The following is a 20039-nucleotide window of genomic DNA, read 5'->3' as shown; positions in this document are numbered from 1 at the left end:
CGCGAGGGCATGACCGGTATCGCTTCTCGCGGATGAAGCCGCGCCTGCAGGATTTTGTCGTCGTTACGACCGGCGCGTTGTCATCGCGACGCTGGCGAAGTCGCACGTCGCCCGATCAAGCGCTCGGCGCAGCGGCGTGCACCAGGTCGACATCCAGCGGCGCCGGCCCGACCGCGCCGGCGCAGGCCGCCTGCAGCGTGGCCACGATGGTCTCGAAGCGCGCCTCGTCCAGCCAGGGGCTGTTGCTGATGCTCAGGCAGCGCGCGGCGAAGTCGCTGGCGTTGGGCATGGGCGTGCGTTCGACGATGCCGTCCAGGTAGTCGTAGTCGGGCAGGGCATGCACGAACGGCACCGCCACCCCGAGTCCGCGCGGCCACAGCGCATCCAGCACCGATTCGCGTGCGGCGGCATCGGGCAGCAGCACCATCAGGATCGGCCAGCTGCCCTGGGCGCCGGGGGTATCGGCGATCACGCTCAGGCCGGGGATGCTGGCCAGGCGTGCGCTGCGGCGCCGGCCCTGTTCGCGGATCTGCGCAAGAAATGCCGGCCAGCGCGCGCTGGCGCGCACGCCGACGCCTTCGCGCCAGGCGCCGACCGCGTGCTGGGCGATGGCCGTGCCGAAGCGGTCGCCGGCCGCGCCGATGCGGTCGCCGCGGCGCAGCGCGCGGCGCACCGGTGCGCCGTACGCCCAGCGCAACTGCTGCGGCCGGTACAGCGCGGCGTAGCCGAGCAGTTCCAGGCTGCGCCGCAGTTCCCAGCGCCAGTCGCGCTGGCCCAGGCGCGCGGCGGTGTCGGCCAGACTGCGCTGCAGCGGCGCATGCCGCGACATCAGCAGCCCGCCTTCGTACAGCGTGAGTCCCTTGCCGGCGGCCAGGCTGCAGAAGCCGATGTCGCCGCCGAGGCCGGCCGGGCGGCCGTCGGGATGCACGCCGCCCAGCGCCTGCGCCGCGTCCTCGATCAGCAGCGCGCCGCAGCCTTCGGCGGCGCGGCGCAGCGGCGCCAGGTCGATCAGGCGCCCGCCCAGATGGGTGGCGATGATGGCCAGGGTGTCGCTGCCGCAGCGCTGCGCCAGCTGCACCGGGTCCAGTTCCAGCGAGCCGGGCAGCAGATCGCACAGCACCAGTTGCAGGCCGCAGTGCGCCACCGCCAGCGCCACCAGTGGGCAGGTATAGGCCGACACCAGCACCTGCCGGCGCCGGTTGGCCGCGGTCAGGGTGCGCAGGGCCACGATCAGCGCGGCGGTGCCCGAGCAGGTCAGCAGCGCCTGCGGCAGGCCGAGCGCGCTGGCCAGGCGTTCGCGCGGCCGACCTGGCCACAGGTCGCCCCACTGCAGCGGCAGGCCGGCGGTCGGTGGGATTTCAGTGCGCATCGGCGGGGTCCGCGCGCTCGCCGATCGCCAGGCAGACGATGCCGCCGACGATCAGCGCCGCGCCCAGCGCCTGCAACAGGCCGATGTGTTCGTTGAACCACCAGGCCGACAGCAGCATCACGCTGACCACTTCCAGGTGCGAGGCGGCGAATGCCGGGCCGATCGGCGCGTGCTCGAGCAGCTTCATCCAGGTGAAGAAGGCGCCGATGTAGCCGAGCAGCGCCGCGTACAGCCATGGGCTGCCGAGCAGGCGCAGCACCCAGGCCAGTTCGGCCTGCGGCGGGAACGCGTGCGTGCCGGCCAGCTTGAAGCCGATCTGCGCCAGGGTGTCGAAGCTCAGCAGCAGGGCGAAGCCCACCGCGTAGCGATGCAGCGGCGGCCGGCTCATGAGCCCAGCCCCACCACCGCCACGCCGGCGCTGACCAGGCAGATGCCGGCCACCTGCATGCGCCCGAGGCGTTCGCCGAACAGCCAGCGCCCGGCCAGCATGATCGCCACGATGTTGATCGAACCCAGCAGCACGCCGCGGCCCAGCGGCACCAGCGACAGGAACGCGGTCCAGGCGAGGAATTCGAGCACATAGCAGGCCATGCCGAACCACAGCTGCGGCTGCCGCGCCATGCGCTGCCAGCGCGCCATGCCGGTGCCCTGCGGGTGGCTGGCCACGTACTTGAAGGCCAATTGGCCGGCGGTGTCGAGCGCCACCGTCGCCAGCCAGATGCCCACTACCGAGCCGGTCATCGCCATCAGGCGGCGGCCTGCTGCGGCACGCACAGGGCGGCGAAGAACTGCGCCAGGCGCGCGCCGAGCACGCGCCGTTCGCGGTCCAGGGTGATCATGTGATAGCTGTCGTGCAGCAGCAGCAGCTCCGTCGGCCCGGACACGTTGGCGATCACCAGCCGCGCATTGCGCAGGTCGGCGATGTCGTCCTCGGTCGCGTGCGCGACCAGGCATGGCGCGACGACCTTGGGCAGGTCGCGGCGCACCGCGCGCGCGAGCAGGTACATCTCGGCCAGGGCGTGCCAGGGGTTGCCAGGCAGGCCGGCGGCGCTGCTGTCGCCGCCGAGCATCGCGCTGCTGATTTGGGCGCGGATGCGCTCGTCGCGCAGGCCGTACGGCGGCTCTTCCAGGAACATGCGGCGCTTGCCGATGCCCAGGCGCTTGAACCAGGGCAGCAGGAACGCCAGCCGCGCGCGCTTGGGGATGTTCCAGCCGTCGTAGCGGAAGGTGGCGCCGAGCACGCCGACCCCGTCCACCCACTGCGGACGCTCCTGCGCCAGGCGCAGCGCCAGCACCGCGCCCATCGACAGCCCGGCCACGAACAGCCGGTCGACCTGTGGGCGCATGCGCGCGGCCGCCGCCTCGACGCTGGCGTACCAGTCGCGCCAGTTGGTGGCGAGCAGATCGTCCTCGTCGCCGCAGTGGCCGGCCAGTTGCACGCCGTGGACGCTGAAGCCTTCGCGGTTCAGGCTCCTGCCGAGCAGGCGCATTTCGCTGGGCGTGCCGGTCAGGCCGTGGATCAGCAGCACGCCATTGCGGCCGCCTTCGAAGTGGAACTCGGCAGATTGGATCATGTGAATGGGCGCGGCTGCGCAGTCTCGGCAATCCGTGCAGGGTCGCCGCTGCGCGTTTCAGCAGCCTTTCGCCGCCGCGGCGGCGTGCAAGCTCAATGCTTGGCCGCAGCCGGGTTGCGGAAGCGCACCAGCACGCGCTGGCCCAGGCGCAGGGTCGAGGGCTGGGTGAAGGCCAGCACGCAGGCCACGCTGCGGTCGTTGCCGGCGGGCGTGGCGTCGTCGTGCAACTGGGTCGGGCCGTAGGCCGGCGCCAGCCAACGCACCACCGCCTGGCCGAGCACGGTCTGGCGGCCGTCGTCGCTGATGACCTCGGCGGCCATGCCCGGGGTGACGCTGCCGGCATAGCTTTCGTTCAATTCGGCGCGGACCAGGCGCGGCGCGTCCGGCAGCAGGGTCAGCAGCGGCGCGTTGGCCTCGCTGCGCGCGCCGACCGCGGCCGACAGCTGCAGGACGCGGCCGGCGACCGGCGCCTGCAGCCGGTACTGCGCGCGCTGCAACTCTGCCGCCCGTACCTGCGCGTCGGCCAGCGCCGCGTCGCTGCGTGCGGTGTCCAGCGCGTCGGCCAGGCTCTGCACCGCGTCGCTGGCGTCGTCGGCGGTCTGCCCGTCGCCGGCGCCCAGGCGCGCAGCCTCGGCCAGCCGCCGCTGCTTCTGCTGGGCGCTTTGCAGGCGCTGCTGCAGTTGTTTCAGGTGGGTCGCCGCGGCCTGCGCGCGGGTACGGGCGATGTCCAGCTCGACCGCGGCGGCGCGGTCGTCGCCGGCGACCAGCACGGCGCCTTTCTGCACCGCGTCGCCCTCGTGCACCGGCACCTCGCGCAGGGTCGCGGCGACCGGCAGGCCGAGCTTGAGCACGCCGCCTTCCACATCGATGCGGCCGCGCGCCACCGCCAGGTAGGCCGGGGTGGCGGCCGGCGCCGGGGCCGGCGTGCGGTCCGAGGGCGCGCATGCGGCCAGCAGCAGGCTCAGCAGGGGCGCGGCGGCGAACGCTTTCATGGTGCGGGATTCCGTGAGGGCAGGGGCGAGGGCGGCGCGTTGACGCGGCGGTCGTCGAGGATGCGGCCGTCCTCCATCGACAGCACGCGGTCGGCATGGCGGATCAGGCGCGGGTCGTGGCTCACGCACAGCACCATGGTGTTGTGGCGGCGCGCGATGCGGTGCAGCAGGTCGATCACGATCTGGCCGTTGCCGGCGTCCAGCGCGCTGGTGGGTTCGTCGGCAAACAGCAGCGCCGGGTGCTTGGCCAGCGCGCGGGCGATCGCCACGCGCTGCTTCTCGCCGCCGGACAGTTCGGCCGGGCGCAGGTGCTGGCGGTGGGCGATGCCGACCTCGGCCAGCGCCTCCTCCGCACGGCTGCGCACTTCGGCCGGGGCCAGGCCCATGTACTGCAGCGGCAGCCGCACCTGGTCCAGCGCGCACAGCGCCGGGAACAGGTTGAAGCCCTGGAAGATGAAGCCGGTGTGGCGCAGCCGGAACTGCTCCAGCGCGGTGGCGCCGAGCGCACCCAGTTCCTCGCCCAGCGCCAGCACCTGGCCGGCGTCGGCGCGCTGCAGGCCGCTGAGGATCGACAGCAGGGTGCTCTTGCCGCAGCCCGACGGGCCGGAGATCAGGGTCAGCTCGCCCGGCCACACCTGCAGTTCCACGTCGCGCAGCACCGGCGTGCGCAGGCTGCCGGAGACGAAGCTCTTGCACAGTCCGCTGCCGCTGAGGGTGGCGGCGGCCGGATGCAGCGCGGCGGGGGCGACGATGCGGCTCATCGCAGCAGCAACGCCGGATCGGCGCGGCGCAGGCCGCGCAGCGCGGCCAGGGCCGAGACCACGGTCAGCAGCATCACCGCACACACGCACAGGCCCCAGCCGCTGGCGTTGAACGCCACCGGCACGTCGTGCGCGCGGGCCAGCGCGACCAGCGCCGCGCCCAGCGCGCTGGCGCCGATCAGGCCCAGCGCACCGACCCAGGCGGCCTGTTCCAGCACCACCCAGCGCAGGTTGCGCATGCTCACGCCCAGCGCGTTGAGCGTGGCGTACTCGCGCGCGGCGCCGAGCACGGTGCCGAGCAGGGTCTGGCTGGTGATGGCCACGCCGACCAGCAGCACGATGCCGCCGAGGAACAGCACGCCGGAGCCGGCGCCTGTGTCGAACATCCAGAACAGGATGCTGCGCCGGGCGAAATCGTCCGCGCTCCAGGCTTCCACGCGCGGCCGCGTGACCGCGCTGTCGATCGCCTGCGCCACCGCCTGCGGGTCGGCGCCGGGGCGCAGCCTGGCCACCATGTAGGTCGGCCAGTCCGGATGCGCAGTGTCGCTGTTGAGCGCGCGCGCGGTGTCCAGCGAGGCGAGCACGTTGACCCCGCCGAGCGCGCGCAGGCCGCGGCCGACCCCGATCACCCGCACGCGATGACCATTGATGCGCGCGCTGCTGCCGACGCCGACGCCGAGCTTGTCCAGTTCCGCGCGGTCCACCACCACGGTGTCCGGTTCGCGCAGCGCCGCGCGCAGGGCGGGGCTGAGCAGACGGGAGAACATCAGCCCGCCGTCGCGGGTGTCGATGCCGGAGATGTAGACCGACACCGCGCCGGTGTCGCCGGGGCCGCGCCAGTCGCCGTCGAACCAGATGAACGGCTCGACCTGCGCCACCCGCGGGTCCAGGTACAGCGGCGCGGCCGCGTCCGGATCGATGGCGCGGCCCTGGTCCACGCTCTGCGTGCCGGGGTAGCCCAGCCACAGGTCGGCGTCGGAGCCGGACACATAGACGCTGGCACTGCCGAAGATGCCCAGCACCAGTGCGGTCTGCAGCAGCAGCAACAGGCTGGCGAAGCCCACGGATACCACCACCGGCAGGAAGCGGCGCCACTCGTAGCGCAGGGTCTGGCGGGCCAGCGCGACCATCAGGGCTGCGCGCCTTCGTGGTTGCTGACGGCGCCGGTGCCGGGGATCGGCGCAGTGGCGCTGCCCAGTGCGGTGTGCAGGGCGACGTAGGCCAGGTCGCGCTGGCGCTGCGCTTCCAGCAGTTCCAGGGCGGCCTGGTCGCGCGCGGCCTGCTGCGTGGCCACGTCCAGGTCGCTGCCCAGGCCCAGCCGCCGGCGCTGCTGCGCGACCTCGCTGGCCTGCTGCTGTGCCTGCAGCACCTGCTGCTGGGTTTCGACGTTGCGCCGCTGCTGTTCCAGTGCGGTCAGCGCGTCCTCGACCTCGTTGACTGCCTCCAGCACGGTCTGCCGGTAGGCCAGGGTAGCCGCTTCCAGCAGGTCGCCGCGCGCCTTGGCCTTGGCATGACGGATGCCCCAGTCGAACAGCGGAATGTCGATCACCGGGCCGAACGAGGCGATACCGTGGGTGGCGGTGCGGCGATGGCTCAGCAGGGTGGTCGACCAGCGGATCGAACCGCCCAGGCCGATGCTGCCGTACTGATCGGCGCGGGCCAGATCCAGCGCGCCGGCCGCGCTCAGCACCTCGGCTTCGCGCGTGGCGATGTCCGGGCGCCGGCGCAGCAGGTCGGCCGGGACGCTGTCGACCGCGGCGATCTGCAACGCCGTCGGCGCGGCGCTGGCCGCGGCCGTGCTCCATGCCGGGTCGGGCGTGTCGCGGCCCAGCAGCACCGCCAGGCGCCGCGCGGCTGCGGCGGCGGCATCGCGCGGCTCGTCCAGGGCGGTTTGCGCCTGCAGTGCGGCGGCCTGCGCCTGCGCCGCGGAAGCCGGCGTGGCCAGATGCAGGTCGACCAGCGTCGCCTGCAGGGTCGCCTGGCGCTGGCGGGCGGCGACGACATCCTGCTGCAGCCGCTCGGCCTGCTGCGCGTGGCGCAGGTCGATCCAGTTGCGGGTCACCTCGGCGATGGTCGCCGCGCGTACCTGCGCCAGGTCGGCCTGGGCATTGTCCAGATCGCCGCGGGCCATGCGCCGGGTCGCCTCGCCGCGGCCGAACAGCGGCAACTCCCATTCCGAGTCGAGCCCGACCACCAGGAACGAGGCGCTGGCGTCGGGGTCGATCGGGTCGAGGGTGCGCGCACGCAGCTGCGGGCGTTGCGATGCGCCGGCCACGGTATCCAGGCGCCGCGCCGCGCGCAGCTTCGCCAGTGCCTGGCCGACGTTGAGATCGTCGCGCAGCGCCTGCGCGACCAGCGCGTCGAGCTGCGGATCGTGGAAGTCCTGCCACCAGGCCGTGCCGGGTGGGCGCGGGACGGCGGCCTGCGGCGTCGGGCTGCTCCATCGCGCGGGCAGCGACTGTTGCGGCAGGTCCGGCAACGGCGTGCTGGCGCAGCCGGCCAGGGCCAGCGCGGCGGCCAGCGCCAGCACGCTGGCCGGGCTGATCCGGATCCGGCTCATGCCTGCGGCTCCGCGCCGGCCGGCAGGTCCAGCTCCGCACGCAGGCCCCCCAGCGCCGAGCGCCGGTAGCGCAGCGTGGCGTGGTGGCGGGCGGCGATGTTGGCGACGATCGCCAGGCCCAGGCCGGTGCCGCCTTCGGGCGCGTCCGGGGCGCGGAAGAAGCGCTCGCCCAGGCGCGGCAGCAGGGCCTCGTCGATGCCGCTGCCGGCGTCGTCCACGGCCATGCGCACGGACAGCGGATCGCGCCGCAGGCTGACCGTGACCACACGGCCGGCGGCGTGGCGGAACGCGTTGTCCAGCAGGTTGTCGAGCAGTTCGCGCAGCGCATAGGCGTCGGCGGCGACCCAGGCCGCAGCCGCGTCGTCGTCGCCGCCGTCGTAGCCCAGGTCCACGCCGGCGTGCAGGGCGTCGGGGATGCGCTCGGCCAGCGCCTGCGGCAGCCATTGCGACAGGTCCAGCGGCAGCAGCGGGCGGATGCTCTCGCGCGGGGCCTGGGTGCGGGTCAGCGCCAGCAGCTGGGTGGAGGTGCGGGTGGCGCGGTCGGTCAGCTGGCGGATGTGCTGCAGCGCCTGCGCGGTGTCTTCCGGGCGCTGGCTGGCCTGGGCGCGCTGCACGTGCATGCTCAGCCCGGCCAGCGGCGTGCGCAGTTGGTGCGCGGCGTCGGCGAGGAAGCGTTCCTGCAGCGCCATCATGTGCTTGAGGCGGCCGAGCAGGCCGTCGATGGCCTGGGTCAGCGGCACGATCTCCACCGGGATGTCGGGACCGGACACCGGGCTGAGGTCGCGCTGGCTGTCGTCGAGCCGCCGCACCGCCGGCTCCAGCATGCGCAGGCCGACCCGCACGCCGTGCCAGACCAGCACCAGCAGCGAGCAGGTGAGCAGCAGTTCGGTCGGCAGCATCAGCACCAGGATCTCGCGGGCGCGGCGGTGACGGTCGTCCAGGGTCTCGGCCACCGACACGGTGAGCCAGTCGCCCGGCTCCAGCGCCGAAGGCAGCAACAGGCTGGCCACACGCACCGGCACGCCGTTGTCCATGCGGTCGTCGTACAGCATCACCCGGCCGACTTCGGCCGGATCCGGATGCGCCGGAATCGGCTGGGTGCTGCCGCTGATCACCCCATGGCGGCGGCTGTCGAGCTTGAAGAACACCCGGCCGTCGCTGCTGTACTCCAGCAGTTGCCGCGCCTGCAGGGTCAGCGGCATGCGCTCGCCGGGGTCGTTGACCGCATTCGCCAGGCCCTGCGTGTCCTCCTTCAGGTCCATGTCGTGGACGTGATTGGTGTACTTGAGCATCAGCAGGTAGAACAGTGCCGACACCACCAGCATCAGCAGCATGGTCGGAATCAGCAGGAACGCCAGCAGTCGCTGGCGCAGGCTGGGGTGGCGGTATGCCGGCGACTGCGCGGCCGCGGTCGCGCTCACTGCGGCATCTGTGCGTGGTCGGCGGCCGGTGAGGCGGCGCGCGACTCCTCCAGCAGATAGCCCAGGCCGCGGATGGTCCGGATGCCGACGCCCGCGCCGTGCAGCTTGCGCCGCAGGCGGTGCATGGAGATGTCCAGGCCGTTGTCGGTGATTTCGTGCTGCCAGTCGCACAGCGCTTCGGTCAGCTGGCTGCGGCTGACCACGCGCCCGCTGCGCAGCAGCAGGGTCTCCAGCAGCGCGAACTCGCGCGCGGTCAGGTCCAGCGGCTGGTCCTGCAGCCATACCCGGCGCCCGGCCAGGTTGATGCGCAGTTGCCCCAGCACCAGTTCCGGCACGCCGCCGCTGCTGCTGCGACGCAGGAGCGCGCGGGTGCGGGCGAGGAACTCGGACAGTTCGAAGGGCTTGATCAGGTAGTCGTCGGCGCCCTGGTCGAGCGCGTGGATGCGGTCTTCCACGGCATCGCGCGCCGTCACCACCAGCACCGGGATCTCGTCGCGGCGCGCGCGCAGGCGCTGCAGCACCTGTAGACCGTCGCGGCGCGGCAGGCCCAGGTCCAGTACCAGCAGTTGATAGCTTTCGCTACCGAGCGCGCGCTCGGCGGCGGCACCGTCGCCGACATGGTCCACTACGTGGCCGCACTCGGCGAGCGAGTCGCGCAATGCAACGGCAATGGACGTATCGTCTTCGGCGACCAGGATGCGCATGATGCGAAATGCTTGCAACGGGGATGTGGGAAAACCGTCGTAATCGGCGGCGGCGAAGTCACTACGTTCACATACGTCGATGTAGCTTCGATGGAGTGTGTATCCAGATTCTGCGATGCGGTGATGACCATTATCATCCATGACATCGCTGCGCGCTCGCCGGTCCTGATCCGCCGGGTAGGAAAAATCCTATAGTCGGCCGCGGCATCCGCCGATCCTCACGCCTTCGGGTCCGCGGCATCATGAACGGGTCGGCAACGTCACCGCTCCCGCGCCAGGGAGACGGCTCGCACGGAATCGAACGGATCTCGATTCGCCGGCCACGTTTCGCTCCCGCAGGCGCCGACGGATCGGCGCAGCGCCACTGCGATCGGAATCGAAGGGAAGAAAACGCACGAGGCCCCGGCATGCCGGGGCCTCGTGCGTTCAACGTGCCGTTATTGAGCGGAGATCATGTCGGCATCATGCGCCGACACGATCGGTTTGCACTGATGCTGTCAGCGCCAGACCGCGCGCCGCGTCTGCACGCAAACTTTCAGGCCGCAGTCCGCCCGCCTTTGCGAATCCCCAATCCCGACTCCCAAATCCCGGCCCCTCAGAGCGCCCAATCCAGCCGCAACCCAGCCACCAATGCATTGGGCAGGTCGCGAGTACGGGCCGGCTCGTTGAACTGGTCCGGGTGCACGATGTAGTGCAGGTTCGGGGCGATGCGCAGTTGCGGGGTGACCTGGATACCGTAGCTCAGTTCCATCATGGTCTGCGACCGGTGCGGGGTGCCGCTGCCGCCGGCTGCGGCGCGGGCCAGGCGCAAGTCTTCCAGGGCGTCGTCGCTGTAGTGTTGCTGGGTGACGACGAAGGCGATGTTGTCCTGCGGGCGGCTGGCGAAAGTGCCGCGCTGGACCAGGCCCAGTTCCAGGAAATGGTCTTCGATCAACTGTCCGGAGGTGCCCTTGAGCACCGAGCCGAACAGCACCAGCCCGCGATTGCTGTCCGGATCGGGGCGGGTGACCTGCTGTTCGAAGCGGAAGAACGCGCCGGAGCGGCCGCTGCGGGTGGCGTAGTCCAGCCCGCTCAGCCGCGCCGGGTTGCCGTTGCGGTCGTTGAGCGGATCGCGGTAGTCCGAATTGTCCTGCCAGCCGCCGAGCTCGTACATCGCCGGCAGGCGCGCGCCGCTGGCCTGGGTGTTGTAGCCGATCGCATACGGCACGATCACCCCGGTGCTGTCGTTGGTGCTCCAGTTCAGGCCGTGCTGGCCGCGTTCGGCCTGGATCGGGTTGACCTCGTAGGCGCCGACGTGGACATACACGTTCGGAGTCACCCAGGCCTTGGCATGCGCGGCCCAGCTGGACACCGGCCAGTAGGTGAAGTTGCTGGTGCGGAACACGAAGGTCGGGTTGCCGCAGGCCGAGTTGCCCTGGAAGTAGCCGCACAGCTCCGAGCCCAGGAAGTGGATGTTGGCCACGCTGCGGCCGGCCTCCAGTTCCAGGCGGTCATTGAACAGCTTCTGGTCGATGGTGAAATTGGCCAGGCGGGTGCCCTGGCCGCCGTAGATTTCCTGCACCGAGGTGCTGTTGCCGATGTTGCCGTTGGCCAGGTTGGTGCCGTGGCGGTTGATGCCGTAGACCTTCAGCGTGGCGCCGTTCCAGCCCATCAGCCGTTGCAGGTCCACGTCGGTGCCGAACATCAGCTGCCCGGCGTAGGCGCTGCCCTCATGCTTGCCGCCGTCCAGCGACACGGCGCCTTCGCCGGTGTAGGCGAGCTTGAGCTTGAAGGCGTCGCTGGCGTCCTGGGCATGGGCCAGCGGTGCGGCGAGCGCCAGCGCCAGGGTGGCCAGGGGCAGGGACGAGACGAGGGGACGGGACATGGCGGAACTCCTCAGCAGGGAAAGGCCGGCGCGCCGCCAGCGGCGACGGGGGGAGGGGCATCGCATGGCGACGCGCCGGCGCATGGACGGGATCAGGCGAGAACCGGCTTCTTCAGCACCCGCAGCGCCACCGCGGTGACCACGGTGCCGGCGAGCAGCGCCACCAGGTACATGCCCAGGTGGCTGACCGCGTTGGGGATCGGCAGCACGAACACACCGCCGTGCGGCACCTTCAGTTCTGCGCCGGCGGCCATCGAGATCGCGCCGGCCAGCGCCGAGCCGAGCATCAGCGCGGGGATGGTGCGCAGCGGGTCGCGTGCGGCGTACGGGATCGCGCCCTCGGTGACGAAGGCCAGGCCGAGCACGCCGGTGGCGGCGCTGCTGCCGCGCTCGTCCTGGGTGAAGCGGTTGCGGAACACCCAGGTGGCCAGGGCGATGCCCAGCGGCGGGGTCATGCCGGCGACCATCGCCGCGGCCATCGGCGTGTACACCTGGCTGGCGATCAGGCCGGTGGAGAAGGCATAGGCGGCCTTGTTGACCGGCCCACCCATGTCGAAGGCCATCATCGCGCCCAGCAGCAGGCCCAGCAGCACCGCACTGCTGCCCTGCATGCCGCGCAGCCATTCGGTGAGCCAGGCCAGCAGTTCGGCCACCGGCTGGCCGACCACGTAGAGCATGGCCAGGCCGACCAGCAGGGTGCCCAGCACCGGCAGGATCAGCACCGGCTTCAGGCCCTCGAGCGTGCGCGGCAGCTTGATCGCCCGGTTCAGCGCGGCCACCCCGTAGCCGGCGATGAACCCGGCGAGGATGCCGCCGATGAAGCCGGCGCCGAGGTTGGCCGCGACCATGCCGCCGATCATGCCGGGGGCGATGCCGGGGCGGTCGGCGATGGAGTAGGCGATGTAGCCGGCCAGGGCGGGCACCATCAGGGTGAAGCCGGCCTTGGCGCCGATCTGGAACAGCGACCAGGCCAGCGTGCCCTTGTGCGCGTCGTCGAAGGCGTAGATGCCGCCGAGCGCGAACGCCAGCGCGATCAGCAGGCCGCCGGCGGTGACGAACGGCAGCATGAACGACACGCCGGTCATCAGGTGCTTGTAGGGGCCGGCGGAGCGGCCGCCCTGGGCCTTGGCCGGGGCGCTGCCGCCATTGCCGGCGGCGTGCACGCTGGCCTCGGCCAGGGCCTTGCGGATCAGTGCCGGGCCATCGTTGATCGCCGGCTTGGTGCCGCTCTTGAACAGGCGCTTGCCGCCGAAGCGGCCCAGATCGACCTCGCGGTCGGCGGCGATCAGCACCAGGTCCGCGGCGGCGATCTCCTCGGCGCTGAGCGCGTCCTGCGCGCCGACCGAGCCCTGGGTTTCCACCCGGATCTGGTGGCCCAGCGCCTTGGCCGCCTGCTGCAGGCCTTCGGCGGCCATGAAGGTGTGGGCGATGCCGGTGGGGCAGGAGGTGATGGCGACGATGCGCTTGCCGGCGCCCTCGGGGCCGCCGACAGCGGCCGCGCCTGCGGTGGCGGTGGCCGCGCTCAGCAGCGGCGCCAGCACCGCGCCGGCATTGGCCAGCACCGCGTCCAGGCTGCTGCGCTGCACGCTGCGGCCGGCGAAGCGGGCGGCATCGACGTCGCTGTCGCCGACCAGCAGCAGCGGCGCGGCGGCGGGGATGGCGGCCAGGTTCAGCGGCGCGATCACGCCCTGCGGCGTGCGCACCTCGGCCTGCAGCGTCGCGCCCCGCAGCGTGGCGGCATGGCGCAGCGCTTCGGCGGCGAGGACGGCTTCGGTACTGCGATCGCCGGCGGCGATCACCACGAGGATCGGATTCATGCGGGCTCCCGATGAGCGCAAGAGGACGCGGCGCATGGCAGCGACGCGGCGGAAGTCATGCCAGGGTCTCCACGCGGACCGCGGCGGCCAGGTCGGCCAGGCGCTCGCGCGGCAGGCGGCGGGCGACGCCGCTGCCCAGGGTGGCCACGGCGAAGGCGGTGGCCTGGCGCGCGCAGGTGGCCAGGTCGGCGTCGGCACGCAAGGCCGCGACCAGGCCGGCGACCATCGCATCGCCGGCGCCGACGCTGCTGCCGCCGGTCAGCTGCGGCGGCTGCGCCAGCAGCGCCTGCTCGCCGCGCACGAACAGCGCGCCATCGCTGCCCAGCGACACCACGACCAGGCCGATGCCGCGCGCCAGCAGCGCGCGCGCGGCGCCGAGCAGCTCGGCGGTGCTCGCCAGCGGCGCGCCGGCCCATTCCTCCAGCTCGTGGCGGTTGGGCTTGATCGCGAACGGCAGTTGCGCGCGCGGCGCATCCAGGGCGGCGTGCAGCGGCGCACCGCTGGTGTCCAGCAGCACCCGCGCGCCGGCGGCGGCGGCCTGCGCCTGCAGGTGCCGCCAGGTGTCCTCGGCCAGGCCGGCCGGCAGGCTGCCGCTGAGCACCACCGGCAGGCCGGGACGCAGCAGCTCGGCCAGGCGCGCGCCGACGGTATCGAGCTGGGCCTGGTCCAGTGCCAGGCCGGGCAGGTTGATATCGGTGGTGGCGCCGCTGTCGGCGGCGACCAGCTTGAGATTGCTGCGGGTGTCGCCGGGCACGCGCAGGCAGCGATCGTCGATGCCGCGGTCGGCGAACAGGGTTTCGAACACCGGCGCATTGCCGGCGCCGAGCACGCCGAGCGCGGCGCAGTACAGGCCGGCATCGGCCAGGCAGGCGGCGACGTTGATGCCCTTGCCGCCGGCGATGGCGTGGGCGCTGCGCGCACGGTGCACCTGGCCCGGTTGCAGCCGGTCGATCGCCACGGTCAGGTCGATCGCCGGGTTCAGAGTGACGGTGACGGCATCGACGCTCATGCGTCGGCTCCGTCGAGCGCGCGCACGTCCGCCGCGCTTTCGCAGTCCAGCGCGCGCTGCGCCAGCGCCTGCAGCGCGTCCAGGCGGCTGCCGCGCAGGCGTGCCTTCACCGCGGGGATGTCGTTGGGGGTCATCGACAGCTCGTGCACGCCCAGGCCGGCCAGCAGGGCCGCGCCGAACGCATCGCCGGCCAGGCCGCCGCACACGCCGACCCAGCGGCCGTGGCGCGCCGCGCCCTCGACGGTGGTGCGGATCAGGCGCAGCACCGCCGGGTGCAGGCTGTCGGCCTCGGCGGCCAGGTCCGGGTTCTGCCGGTCGATGGCCAGGGTGTACTGGGTCAGGTCGTTGGTGCCGATCGAGAAGAAGTCCGCGTGCTTGGCCAGCGCATCGGCCTGGATCGCCGCCGCCGGCACTTCGATCATGATGCCCAGCGGCACCTCCGGCGCCTGCAGCTCCGCGCGCAGGCGCTCGCATTCGGCGCGCAGCGTCAGCAGTTCCGCCGCCGAGGTGATCATCGGGAACATGATCGCCAGGCGCGCGCCGTCCTTGGCCGCGCGGTACAGCGCGCGCAGCTGCGGTTGCAGCAGGTCGGCGCGGCGCAGCAGCAGGCGCGCGCCGCGCACGCCCAGGAACGGGTTGTCCTCGCGCGGTAGGTTCAGGTGCGCGACCTGCTTGTCGCCGCCGATGTCCAGGGCGCGCACGATCAGCGCGCGGCCGTCCAGCGCCTGCGCCATCGCCGTGTAGGTGGCGTACTGCTCGTCCTCGCTGGGGGTGCTGCCGCGCTCCAGGAACAGGAATTCGGTGCGCATCAGGCCCACGCTCTCGGCGCCCTGCGCCAGTGCCGCGGCGACCTGCTCGGGCAGGTTGACGTTGGCGCCGATCTCCAGGCGATGGCCGTCTTCGGTCTGTGCCGGCTGGTTGCGCTGCTCGGCCTCGCGCGCGCGCAGTTGCTGCTGTTCCTCGATGTAGGCGCGGGCCGAGGCCAGGTCGGCCTCCGACGGCGCCAGATATAGGCGGCCGCTGCTGCCGTCGACGATGACGGTGGCGCCGTCCTCCAGGTCCAGCAGGTCGGCGCCGCCGGCGACCAGTGCCGGCAGGCCGAGGGTGCGCGAAAGGATCGCGGTGTGCGAGGTCGGTCCGCCCACGGCGGTGGCCAGGCCTAGCACGCGCGCGGTGTCGAGGTTGGCGGTGTCCGACGGCGACAGGTCGTGGGCGAGCAGGATGCACGGGGCGGCCGGCAACTGCGCCAGGCTGCCGCCGGCCAGGCTCGGATCCAGGTGCGCCAGCACCCGGCGGCCGACGTCGCGCAGGTCGCTGGCGCGTCCGGCCAGTACCGCATTGCCCAGCGCCGAAAGCTTGTTGGCCAGGCGCTCCACCGACTGCTGCCAGGACCAGGCGACGCCGTGGCCCTCGACCATCAGTTGGCAGGCCAGGGTGATCAGGTCGGTGTCGTTGAGCAGTTCGGCCTGGGCGCGGAAGATCGCCGCATCGCCGGCGCCGAGGCGGCGCCGGGTGTCCTCCTCGATGGCCTGCAGTTGCGTGCGGGTGCGCTGCAGGGCGTCGTGCAGCAGGGCGCCGCCGTCGCTCAGCGGCACGGGCGTGTCCGCCACCGCGACGTCGTGGCCGGCCAGCTTGTGCACCACGCCGATCGCCAGGCCGGGGCTGGCGCCGATGCCGACGATGGCCGGCTGCGCCTGCGGCGGGGTCCAGCCGGCGACCGGCGCGGCGCGACGTTGCGCCGCGGCGTCGGCATCGGCCTGCTCCTGCGCGGTCAGGCCGTCGATCACGCTGCGCAGCCGTGCCAGCGCCGCGGCGGCGTCCTGGCCTTCGGCCGAAATGGTCACGGTGTCGCCGGCGTGCAGGCCCAGCTGCAGCAGCGACACCAGGTTCTTGGCGTCGCCGACCTGGTCGCCGGCGCGCACCTGGATGCGGGCCGCGAAGCCGCGCGCGGTTTCCACCCAGCGCGTGGCCGGGCGCGCGTGCAGCCCGGTGGGGTAGCGCACGGTCCAGTCGAAGCGCTCGGCCAGGTCGCTGGCCGGAGCGGCGGGCGCAGTGGCGGCCGCATCCTCGCTCAGGGCGGCGACGATCGCCTGCGGGTCGTTGCTGGCGAACAGCGCCTCCAGCTTGGGCGGATCCTGGATCAGCCGGGTCAGGCGCCGCAGCACGGTGATGTGGGTGTCGGACTGGGCGGCGATGGCGACCACCAGGTGGGTGGTCTGGCCCGGGTTCCACTCCACGCCGTCGCGCAGCTGCAGCACCGCGATGCCGTCGCGGCGCACCAGGTGGCGGTCCTCACCGGTGCAGTGCGGGATCGCCACGCCATGCCCCAGGAAGGTGTTGGCCAGCGCTTCGCGGCGCAGCATGCTGGCCTCGTAGGCCGGCGGCACGCAGCCGGCGGCGACCAGCAACTGCGCCGCCTGGGCGATCGCGTCGGCCTTGTCGTGGGCCTGGGCATCGACCCGGACCAGGTCGCTGGAAACCAGGGAGGAGGAGGGCGTCTGGGACACGCGGAGTCCTTGAAGGTGGGCGACGAGTGGGCGCAGTGTGGGAACGTTCCCAGTCAATCGTCAATGTGCAGTGCACAATTCTTTCGGAAAAGCCTGGTGCTACTATCTGGTGGCGCCACACGACAGGGGGTCGACATGGAAAACAAGCGGGAACGTTGCCAGTGAGCGTCAGCATCCACGACGTGGCGCGGGTCGCCGGCGTCTCGACCTCGACCGTGTCGCGCGCACTGGGCCACGGCCCGGTCAGCGAGGAGGTGCGGGCGCGGGTGGAAGCGGCGGTGCGCGAGACCGGCTACCGCCCCAACCTGATGGCAAGGCGGCTACGCTCGCAGCACTCCGGGGTGGTGGGGCTGATCGTCGCCGACATCCGCAATCCGTTCTTCACCGCGGCCATTCGCGCAGTCGAGGACGTGGCCTACCGCGCCGGCATGCGCGTGATCCTGTGCAATACCGACGAGGATCCGCAGCGCGAGGCGCTGTATCTGCAACTGATGCAGGAAGAGCGGGTCAGCGGGCTGATCTTCGCCCCCACCCGCACCACCCAGAGCCAACTGGGCAAGTTGAGCTTCGATCATCCGGTGGTGCTGCTGGACCGCGCCGGCAAGAGCGGCGCGCACGACAGCGTGGTGCTGGACAACGCCGCGGCGATGGCGGCGCTGGTCGATCACCTGGTCGGCCGCGGCGTGCGCCGCATCGGCGGCCTGTTCGGCAAGACCAGCAGCACTGCCGCCGAGCGTCGCGACGGCTATCTGGAGGCGATGCGCGGGCACAGGCTGACGCCCGATTACCGCGAGGTGGCACCGAGCGCGGAGGCGGCGATCGCCGAGGTCCAGGCTTGGCTGGCGCAGACGTCGCGACCGGACGCGCTGGTGGCCAGCAACAGCCTGCTGCTGATGGGCGCGCTGAAGGCCGCGCGCGCGGCCGGCCTGCGCATTCCGCAGGATCTGGCGCTGGCCGGCTTCGACAACGAAAGCTGGACCGACCTGGTCGAACCCGGCATCACCGTGATCGAACAGCCGGTGGAAGAGATGGGCCGCACCGCGATGTCGCTGCTGCTGGAGCGGATGAACGCGCCGACGCAGCCGACCCGCAAGGTGGTGCTCAGTGGCCGCTGCATCGTGCGCGGGTCGAGCCTGCGCTGACCGTCGGCGTTCGGTGCGGTTGGGCAGGGGTGCCGCTGCGGCGACCGTGGTGTGCCGCAGCGGGAGTCGTGGCGTCCTTACTCGCTGCCGTCCGGCCGCGGATAGTCGTGTTCGGGATCGGCGTGGTCGCGCTTGGGGTCGCTATCGGGTTGGTCGCGATCCTTCCACTGCGCGTCGTCGTTGTGGATCTTGTCCGGCGTGTGGCTGCGTTGCTGGGAGTCGTGGGCGTTGTCGCGGTTGGCGGGCGGGGACATGACGAACCTCCTGGATCAGGCGGCGGTGGGCGCCGGATCCGGATGGCGGTCGTGCTGCTCGGAGCCGTCCAGGCGCGCCCAGCAGGCGACGACCAGGGTTTCGGCATCGCTCCAGGCGATGCGCGGCCAGGGGTGTTCGGCGTCGTAGCGCTGACGCAGGCGCTGCAATCGCACGTCGTTGGATTCGCGCGGCAACTGCAGAAACACATCGCAGGCCATCTTGATCAGGCGCGCATGTTCGCTGAACGACTGCGACCCCAGTTTGCCCGCCGCGTGCAGCGCCTTCCAATGCGCCAATTCGGCTTCGACATCCACGAGCAGGCTCGGAGCGTGACTCACGCGAGTTCTCCTTGAGTGAGAGGAAAGAGGGAGGCGGAGGGTGCCCCCCTGGCAGCCACCGCTCCATCACCCTAGGCCGCGGTGCGTAAAGGTGAGGTGGTGCTCATGTGGTGTGCATGACAAGACGCGCGCTCACACGGCCACAAAGCGTGATGTTGGACGCCGCCTTTCACACGCAGCGTTGTGAAGGAGGCCGACGCGGCGTGTGAATGCGAGGCGCGCATCTGCGACCCTGGCGTTCCGCCGAGCCATCTGGTCCGCGCCGCTGCAGCGGCTTACCATGCACGAGGTCCGCGTCCGCGGGCACCCCGTTTCCCCCTCACGCGCCGACGGCCGCCGCCGCTGGTGCCAGCAAAGGACTGGCATGCCCGTTGCTTCCGTGCTCGATTCCGCGCCGCCGCGCATCGCCGTGATCGGCCTCGGTTATGTGGGCCTGCCGCTGGCGGTGGCGTTCGGCGCCCGCCACGACACGCTCGGCTACGACATCGATGCGCAGCGCGTGGCGCAACTGCGCGACGGGCACGACCAGACCCTGGAACTGGAGGCCGAGGAACTGCGCGCCGGCGTGCACCTGCGCTACAGCGACGACGCGGCGGCGCTGCGCGACCGCAACGTGTACATCGTCACCGTGCCGACCCCGATCGACGCGCACGAACAGCCCGACCTGCAGCCGCTGCGCCAGGCCAGCGAGTTGCTGGCCGGCGTGCTCAAGCGCGGCGACCTGGTGATCTACGAGTCCACCGTCTACCCGGGCACCACCGAGGAAGTCTGCGTGCCGCTGCTGGAGCAGGGCTCGGGATTGCGCTGCGACGTCGACTTCCATTGCGGCTACAGCCCGGAGCGGGTCAATCCCGGCGACCGCCAGCGGCGCCTGGCCGACATCCGCAAGATCACCTCGGGCTCAAACCCGGCCGCCGCCGATGCGGTGGACGCGCTGTATGCCGGCATCATCGCGGCCGGCACCTGGCGCGCGCCGTCGATCCGCGTGGCCGAGGCGGCCAAGGTGGTGGAGAACATCCAGCGCGACGTCAACATCGCCCTGGTCAACGAACTCGCCCTCATCTTCGACCGCCTCGGCATCGATACCCAGGACGTGCTGGACGCGGCCGGCACCAAGTGGAACTTCCTACCGTTCCGGCCGGGCCTGGTCGGCGGCCACTGCATCGGCGTGGATCCGTACTACCTGCTGCACAAGTCCGAGAGCGTGGGCTACCACCCGGACCTGATCCACACCGCGCGCCAGGTCAACAACCGGGTCGGCGCGCATGTCGCCGCGCGGGTGCAGGCACTGCTGGCCGGCAAGGGCGTGGCGATGGCCGATGCGTCCGTGCTGGTGCTCGGCGTCACCTTCAAGGAGAACTGCCCGGACCTGCGCAACAGCCGCGCGCTGGAGCTGGTGCAGGCGCTGGCCGCGGCCGGCGCCCGCGTCGACGCCTGCGATCCCTGGGCCGATCCGCAGGCGGCGCAGGCGCACGGCGTCGAGCTGCTGCCAGAACCGGTGCCCGGCCGCTACGACGCGGTGGTGCTGGCGGTGGCGCACGCGGCCTACCGTGACCTGGACGCGGCGCAGATCCGCGCGCTCGGCACGCCCGATCTGGTGGTCTACGACGTCAAGTCGGTGTGGCCGCGCGCGGCGGTGGACGACCGGCTGTAGCGCAGTTCTCGGGCGCGCGTACCGTCTGGTGTCACCGGTGCATTGGCATGCGCTGGCTGTACCTGCGCCAAG

General features: G+C 72.1%; 18 protein-coding genes. 2 read left to right on the top strand and 16 right to left on the bottom strand.

The window, feature by feature from the left end; all coding sequences use genetic code 11:
• Window positions 1–115: 115 nt before the first annotated feature.
• The 14 genes from RAB70_RS15385 to ptsP all read right to left on the bottom strand — a co-directional run bounded on the left by RAB70_RS15385 (window position 116) and on the right by ptsP (window position 16578).
• On the bottom strand, window positions 116–1369 hold the full coding sequence (locus RAB70_RS15385; protein WP_148828407.1) for a DegT/DnrJ/EryC1/StrS family aminotransferase: 1254 nt from the start codon (window positions 1367–1369) through the stop codon (window positions 116–118).
• Window positions 1359–1757, bottom strand: a complete 399-nt coding sequence (locus RAB70_RS15380) for a multidrug efflux SMR transporter (protein ID WP_017914161.1) — start codon at window positions 1755–1757, stop codon at window positions 1359–1361. Before RAB70_RS15380 ends, RAB70_RS15385 begins: the two co-directional genes overlap by 11 nt.
• Window positions 1754–2116, bottom strand: a complete 363-nt coding sequence (locus RAB70_RS15375) for an EamA family transporter (protein WP_148828406.1) — start codon at window positions 2114–2116, stop codon at window positions 1754–1756. The genes RAB70_RS15380 and RAB70_RS15375 overlap by 4 nt, the downstream gene beginning before the upstream one ends.
• A complete protein-coding gene (locus RAB70_RS15370; protein WP_148828405.1) occupies window positions 2116–2943 on the bottom strand; it encodes a carboxylesterase in 828 nt (275 codons plus the stop codon). The genes RAB70_RS15375 and RAB70_RS15370 overlap by 1 nt, the downstream gene beginning before the upstream one ends.
• Window positions 2944–3035: 92 nt before the next feature.
• The gene (locus RAB70_RS15365) at window positions 3036–3935 is read right to left on the bottom strand and encodes an HlyD family secretion protein (RefSeq protein WP_148828404.1); all 900 of its coding nucleotides are present in this window, start codon (window positions 3933–3935) and stop codon (window positions 3036–3038) included.
• Window positions 3932–4696 (bottom strand): ABC transporter ATP-binding protein, encoded by a 765-nt coding sequence (locus RAB70_RS15360; protein WP_017912707.1) that lies wholly within the window; start codon window positions 4694–4696, stop codon window positions 3932–3934. Before RAB70_RS15360 ends, RAB70_RS15365 begins: the two co-directional genes overlap by 4 nt.
• Window positions 4693–5826 (bottom strand): ABC transporter permease, encoded by a 1134-nt coding sequence (locus RAB70_RS15355; protein ID WP_017910964.1) that lies wholly within the window; start codon window positions 5824–5826, stop codon window positions 4693–4695. The genes RAB70_RS15360 and RAB70_RS15355 overlap by 4 nt, the downstream gene beginning before the upstream one ends.
• Entirely contained in the window at window positions 5826–7256 is a 1431-nt protein-coding gene (locus RAB70_RS15350; protein WP_148828403.1) for an efflux transporter outer membrane subunit, read from the bottom strand. The genes RAB70_RS15355 and RAB70_RS15350 overlap by 1 nt, the downstream gene beginning before the upstream one ends.
• Window positions 7253–8677 carry a sensor histidine kinase gene (locus tag RAB70_RS15345; protein WP_148828402.1) on the bottom strand — a complete coding sequence of 475 codons (1425 nt, stop codon included), beginning with the start codon at window positions 8675–8677 and terminating at the stop codon, window positions 7253–7255. The genes RAB70_RS15350 and RAB70_RS15345 overlap by 4 nt, the downstream gene beginning before the upstream one ends.
• Window positions 8674–9381, bottom strand: a complete 708-nt coding sequence (locus RAB70_RS15340; protein WP_017908858.1) for a response regulator transcription factor — start codon at window positions 9379–9381, stop codon at window positions 8674–8676. The genes RAB70_RS15345 and RAB70_RS15340 overlap by 4 nt, the downstream gene beginning before the upstream one ends.
• A 595-nt stretch (window positions 9382–9976) precedes the next feature.
• A complete protein-coding gene (locus RAB70_RS15335) occupies window positions 9977–11245 on the bottom strand; it encodes a carbohydrate porin (protein WP_148828401.1) in 1269 nt (422 codons plus the stop codon).
• Between the two features lie 92 nt (window positions 11246–11337).
• Window positions 11338–13062, bottom strand: coding sequence for a PTS fructose transporter subunit IIC (locus RAB70_RS15330; RefSeq protein ID WP_148828400.1), 1725 nt, complete (start codon window positions 13060–13062; stop codon window positions 11338–11340).
• A 55-nt stretch (window positions 13063–13117) separates the two neighbouring features.
• On the bottom strand, window positions 13118–14071 hold the full coding sequence (gene pfkB, locus RAB70_RS15325; protein ID WP_148828399.1) for a 1-phosphofructokinase: 954 nt from the start codon (window positions 14069–14071) through the stop codon (window positions 13118–13120).
• Complete coding sequence (ptsP, locus tag RAB70_RS15320; protein WP_148828398.1) at window positions 14068–16578, bottom strand: phosphoenolpyruvate--protein phosphotransferase; 2511 nt, start codon at window positions 16576–16578, stop codon at window positions 14068–14070. Before ptsP ends, pfkB begins: the two co-directional genes overlap by 4 nt.
• Before the next feature lie 161 nt (window positions 16579–16739).
• Here ptsP and RAB70_RS15315 point away from each other — a divergent pair, with 161 nt between their 5' ends.
• A complete protein-coding gene (locus RAB70_RS15315) occupies window positions 16740–17720 on the top strand; it encodes a LacI family DNA-binding transcriptional regulator (protein ID WP_148828397.1) in 981 nt (326 codons plus the stop codon).
• A gap of 77 nt (window positions 17721–17797) precedes the next feature.
• Here RAB70_RS15315 and RAB70_RS15310 read toward each other — a convergent pair whose 3' ends face one another.
• Both RAB70_RS15310 and RAB70_RS15305 read right to left on the bottom strand, forming a co-directional pair.
• Entirely contained in the window at window positions 17798–17974 is a 177-nt protein-coding gene (locus RAB70_RS15310; protein ID WP_010341034.1) for a hypothetical protein, read from the bottom strand.
• Window positions 17975–17989: 15 nt separating this feature from the next.
• Window positions 17990–18313 carry a transposase gene (locus tag RAB70_RS15305; protein ID WP_148828396.1) on the bottom strand — a complete coding sequence of 108 codons (324 nt, stop codon included), beginning with the start codon at window positions 18311–18313 and terminating at the stop codon, window positions 17990–17992.
• Between the two features lie 364 nt (window positions 18314–18677).
• Here RAB70_RS15305 and RAB70_RS15300 point away from each other — a divergent pair, with 364 nt between their 5' ends.
• Window positions 18678–19967 (top strand): nucleotide sugar dehydrogenase, encoded by a 1290-nt coding sequence (locus RAB70_RS15300; RefSeq protein WP_148828395.1) that lies wholly within the window; start codon window positions 18678–18680, stop codon window positions 19965–19967.
• Window positions 19968–20039 lie beyond the last annotated feature (72 nt).

It is taken from the genome of Xanthomonas sontii (assembly GCF_040529055.1).
In the GTDB taxonomy this organism is placed as follows: Bacteria; Pseudomonadota; Gammaproteobacteria; order Xanthomonadales; family Xanthomonadaceae; genus Xanthomonas_A; species Xanthomonas_A sontii.
This window is presented reverse-complemented; position numbering and strand designations above follow the sequence as displayed.

What these genes read in the sequence shown, in the direction of transcription:
- RAB70_RS15300 (WP_148828395.1), top strand. Translation starts at nt 18,678, where the DNA reads ATGCCCGTTGCTTCCGTGCTCGATTCCGCGCCGCCGCGCATCGCCGTG.
- RAB70_RS15350 (WP_148828403.1), bottom strand. Translation starts at nt 7,256, where the DNA reads ATGAGCCGGATCCGGATCAGCCCGGCCAGCGTGCTGGCGCTGGCCGCC.
- RAB70_RS15370 (WP_148828405.1), bottom strand. Translation starts at nt 2,943, where the DNA reads ATGATCCAATCTGCCGAGTTCCACTTCGAAGGCGGCCGCAATGGCGTG.
- RAB70_RS15335 (WP_148828401.1), bottom strand. Translation starts at nt 11,245, where the DNA reads ATGTCCCGTCCCCTCGTCTCGTCCCTGCCCCTGGCCACCCTGGCGCTG.
- RAB70_RS15310 (WP_010341034.1), bottom strand. Translation starts at nt 17,974, where the DNA reads ATGTCCCCGCCCGCCAACCGCGACAACGCCCACGACTCCCAGCAACGC.
- RAB70_RS15360 (WP_017912707.1), bottom strand. Translation starts at nt 4,696, where the DNA reads ATGAGCCGCATCGTCGCCCCCGCCGCGCTGCATCCGGCCGCCGCCACC.
- RAB70_RS15375 (WP_148828406.1), bottom strand. Translation starts at nt 2,116, where the DNA reads ATGGCGATGACCGGCTCGGTAGTGGGCATCTGGCTGGCGACGGTGGCG.
- RAB70_RS15340 (WP_017908858.1), bottom strand. Translation starts at nt 9,381, where the DNA reads ATGCGCATCCTGGTCGCCGAAGACGATACGTCCATTGCCGTTGCATTG.
- RAB70_RS15330 (WP_148828400.1), bottom strand. Translation starts at nt 13,062, where the DNA reads ATGAATCCGATCCTCGTGGTGATCGCCGCCGGCGATCGCAGTACCGAA.
- pfkB (WP_148828399.1), bottom strand. Translation starts at nt 14,071, where the DNA reads ATGAGCGTCGATGCCGTCACCGTCACTCTGAACCCGGCGATCGACCTG.
- RAB70_RS15365 (WP_148828404.1), bottom strand. Translation starts at nt 3,935, where the DNA reads ATGAAAGCGTTCGCCGCCGCGCCCCTGCTGAGCCTGCTGCTGGCCGCA.
- RAB70_RS15355 (WP_017910964.1), bottom strand. Translation starts at nt 5,826, where the DNA reads ATGGTCGCGCTGGCCCGCCAGACCCTGCGCTACGAGTGGCGCCGCTTC.
- RAB70_RS15385 (WP_148828407.1), bottom strand. Translation starts at nt 1,369, where the DNA reads ATGCGCACTGAAATCCCACCGACCGCCGGCCTGCCGCTGCAGTGGGGC.
- RAB70_RS15380 (WP_017914161.1), bottom strand. Translation starts at nt 1,757, where the DNA reads ATGAGCCGGCCGCCGCTGCATCGCTACGCGGTGGGCTTCGCCCTGCTG.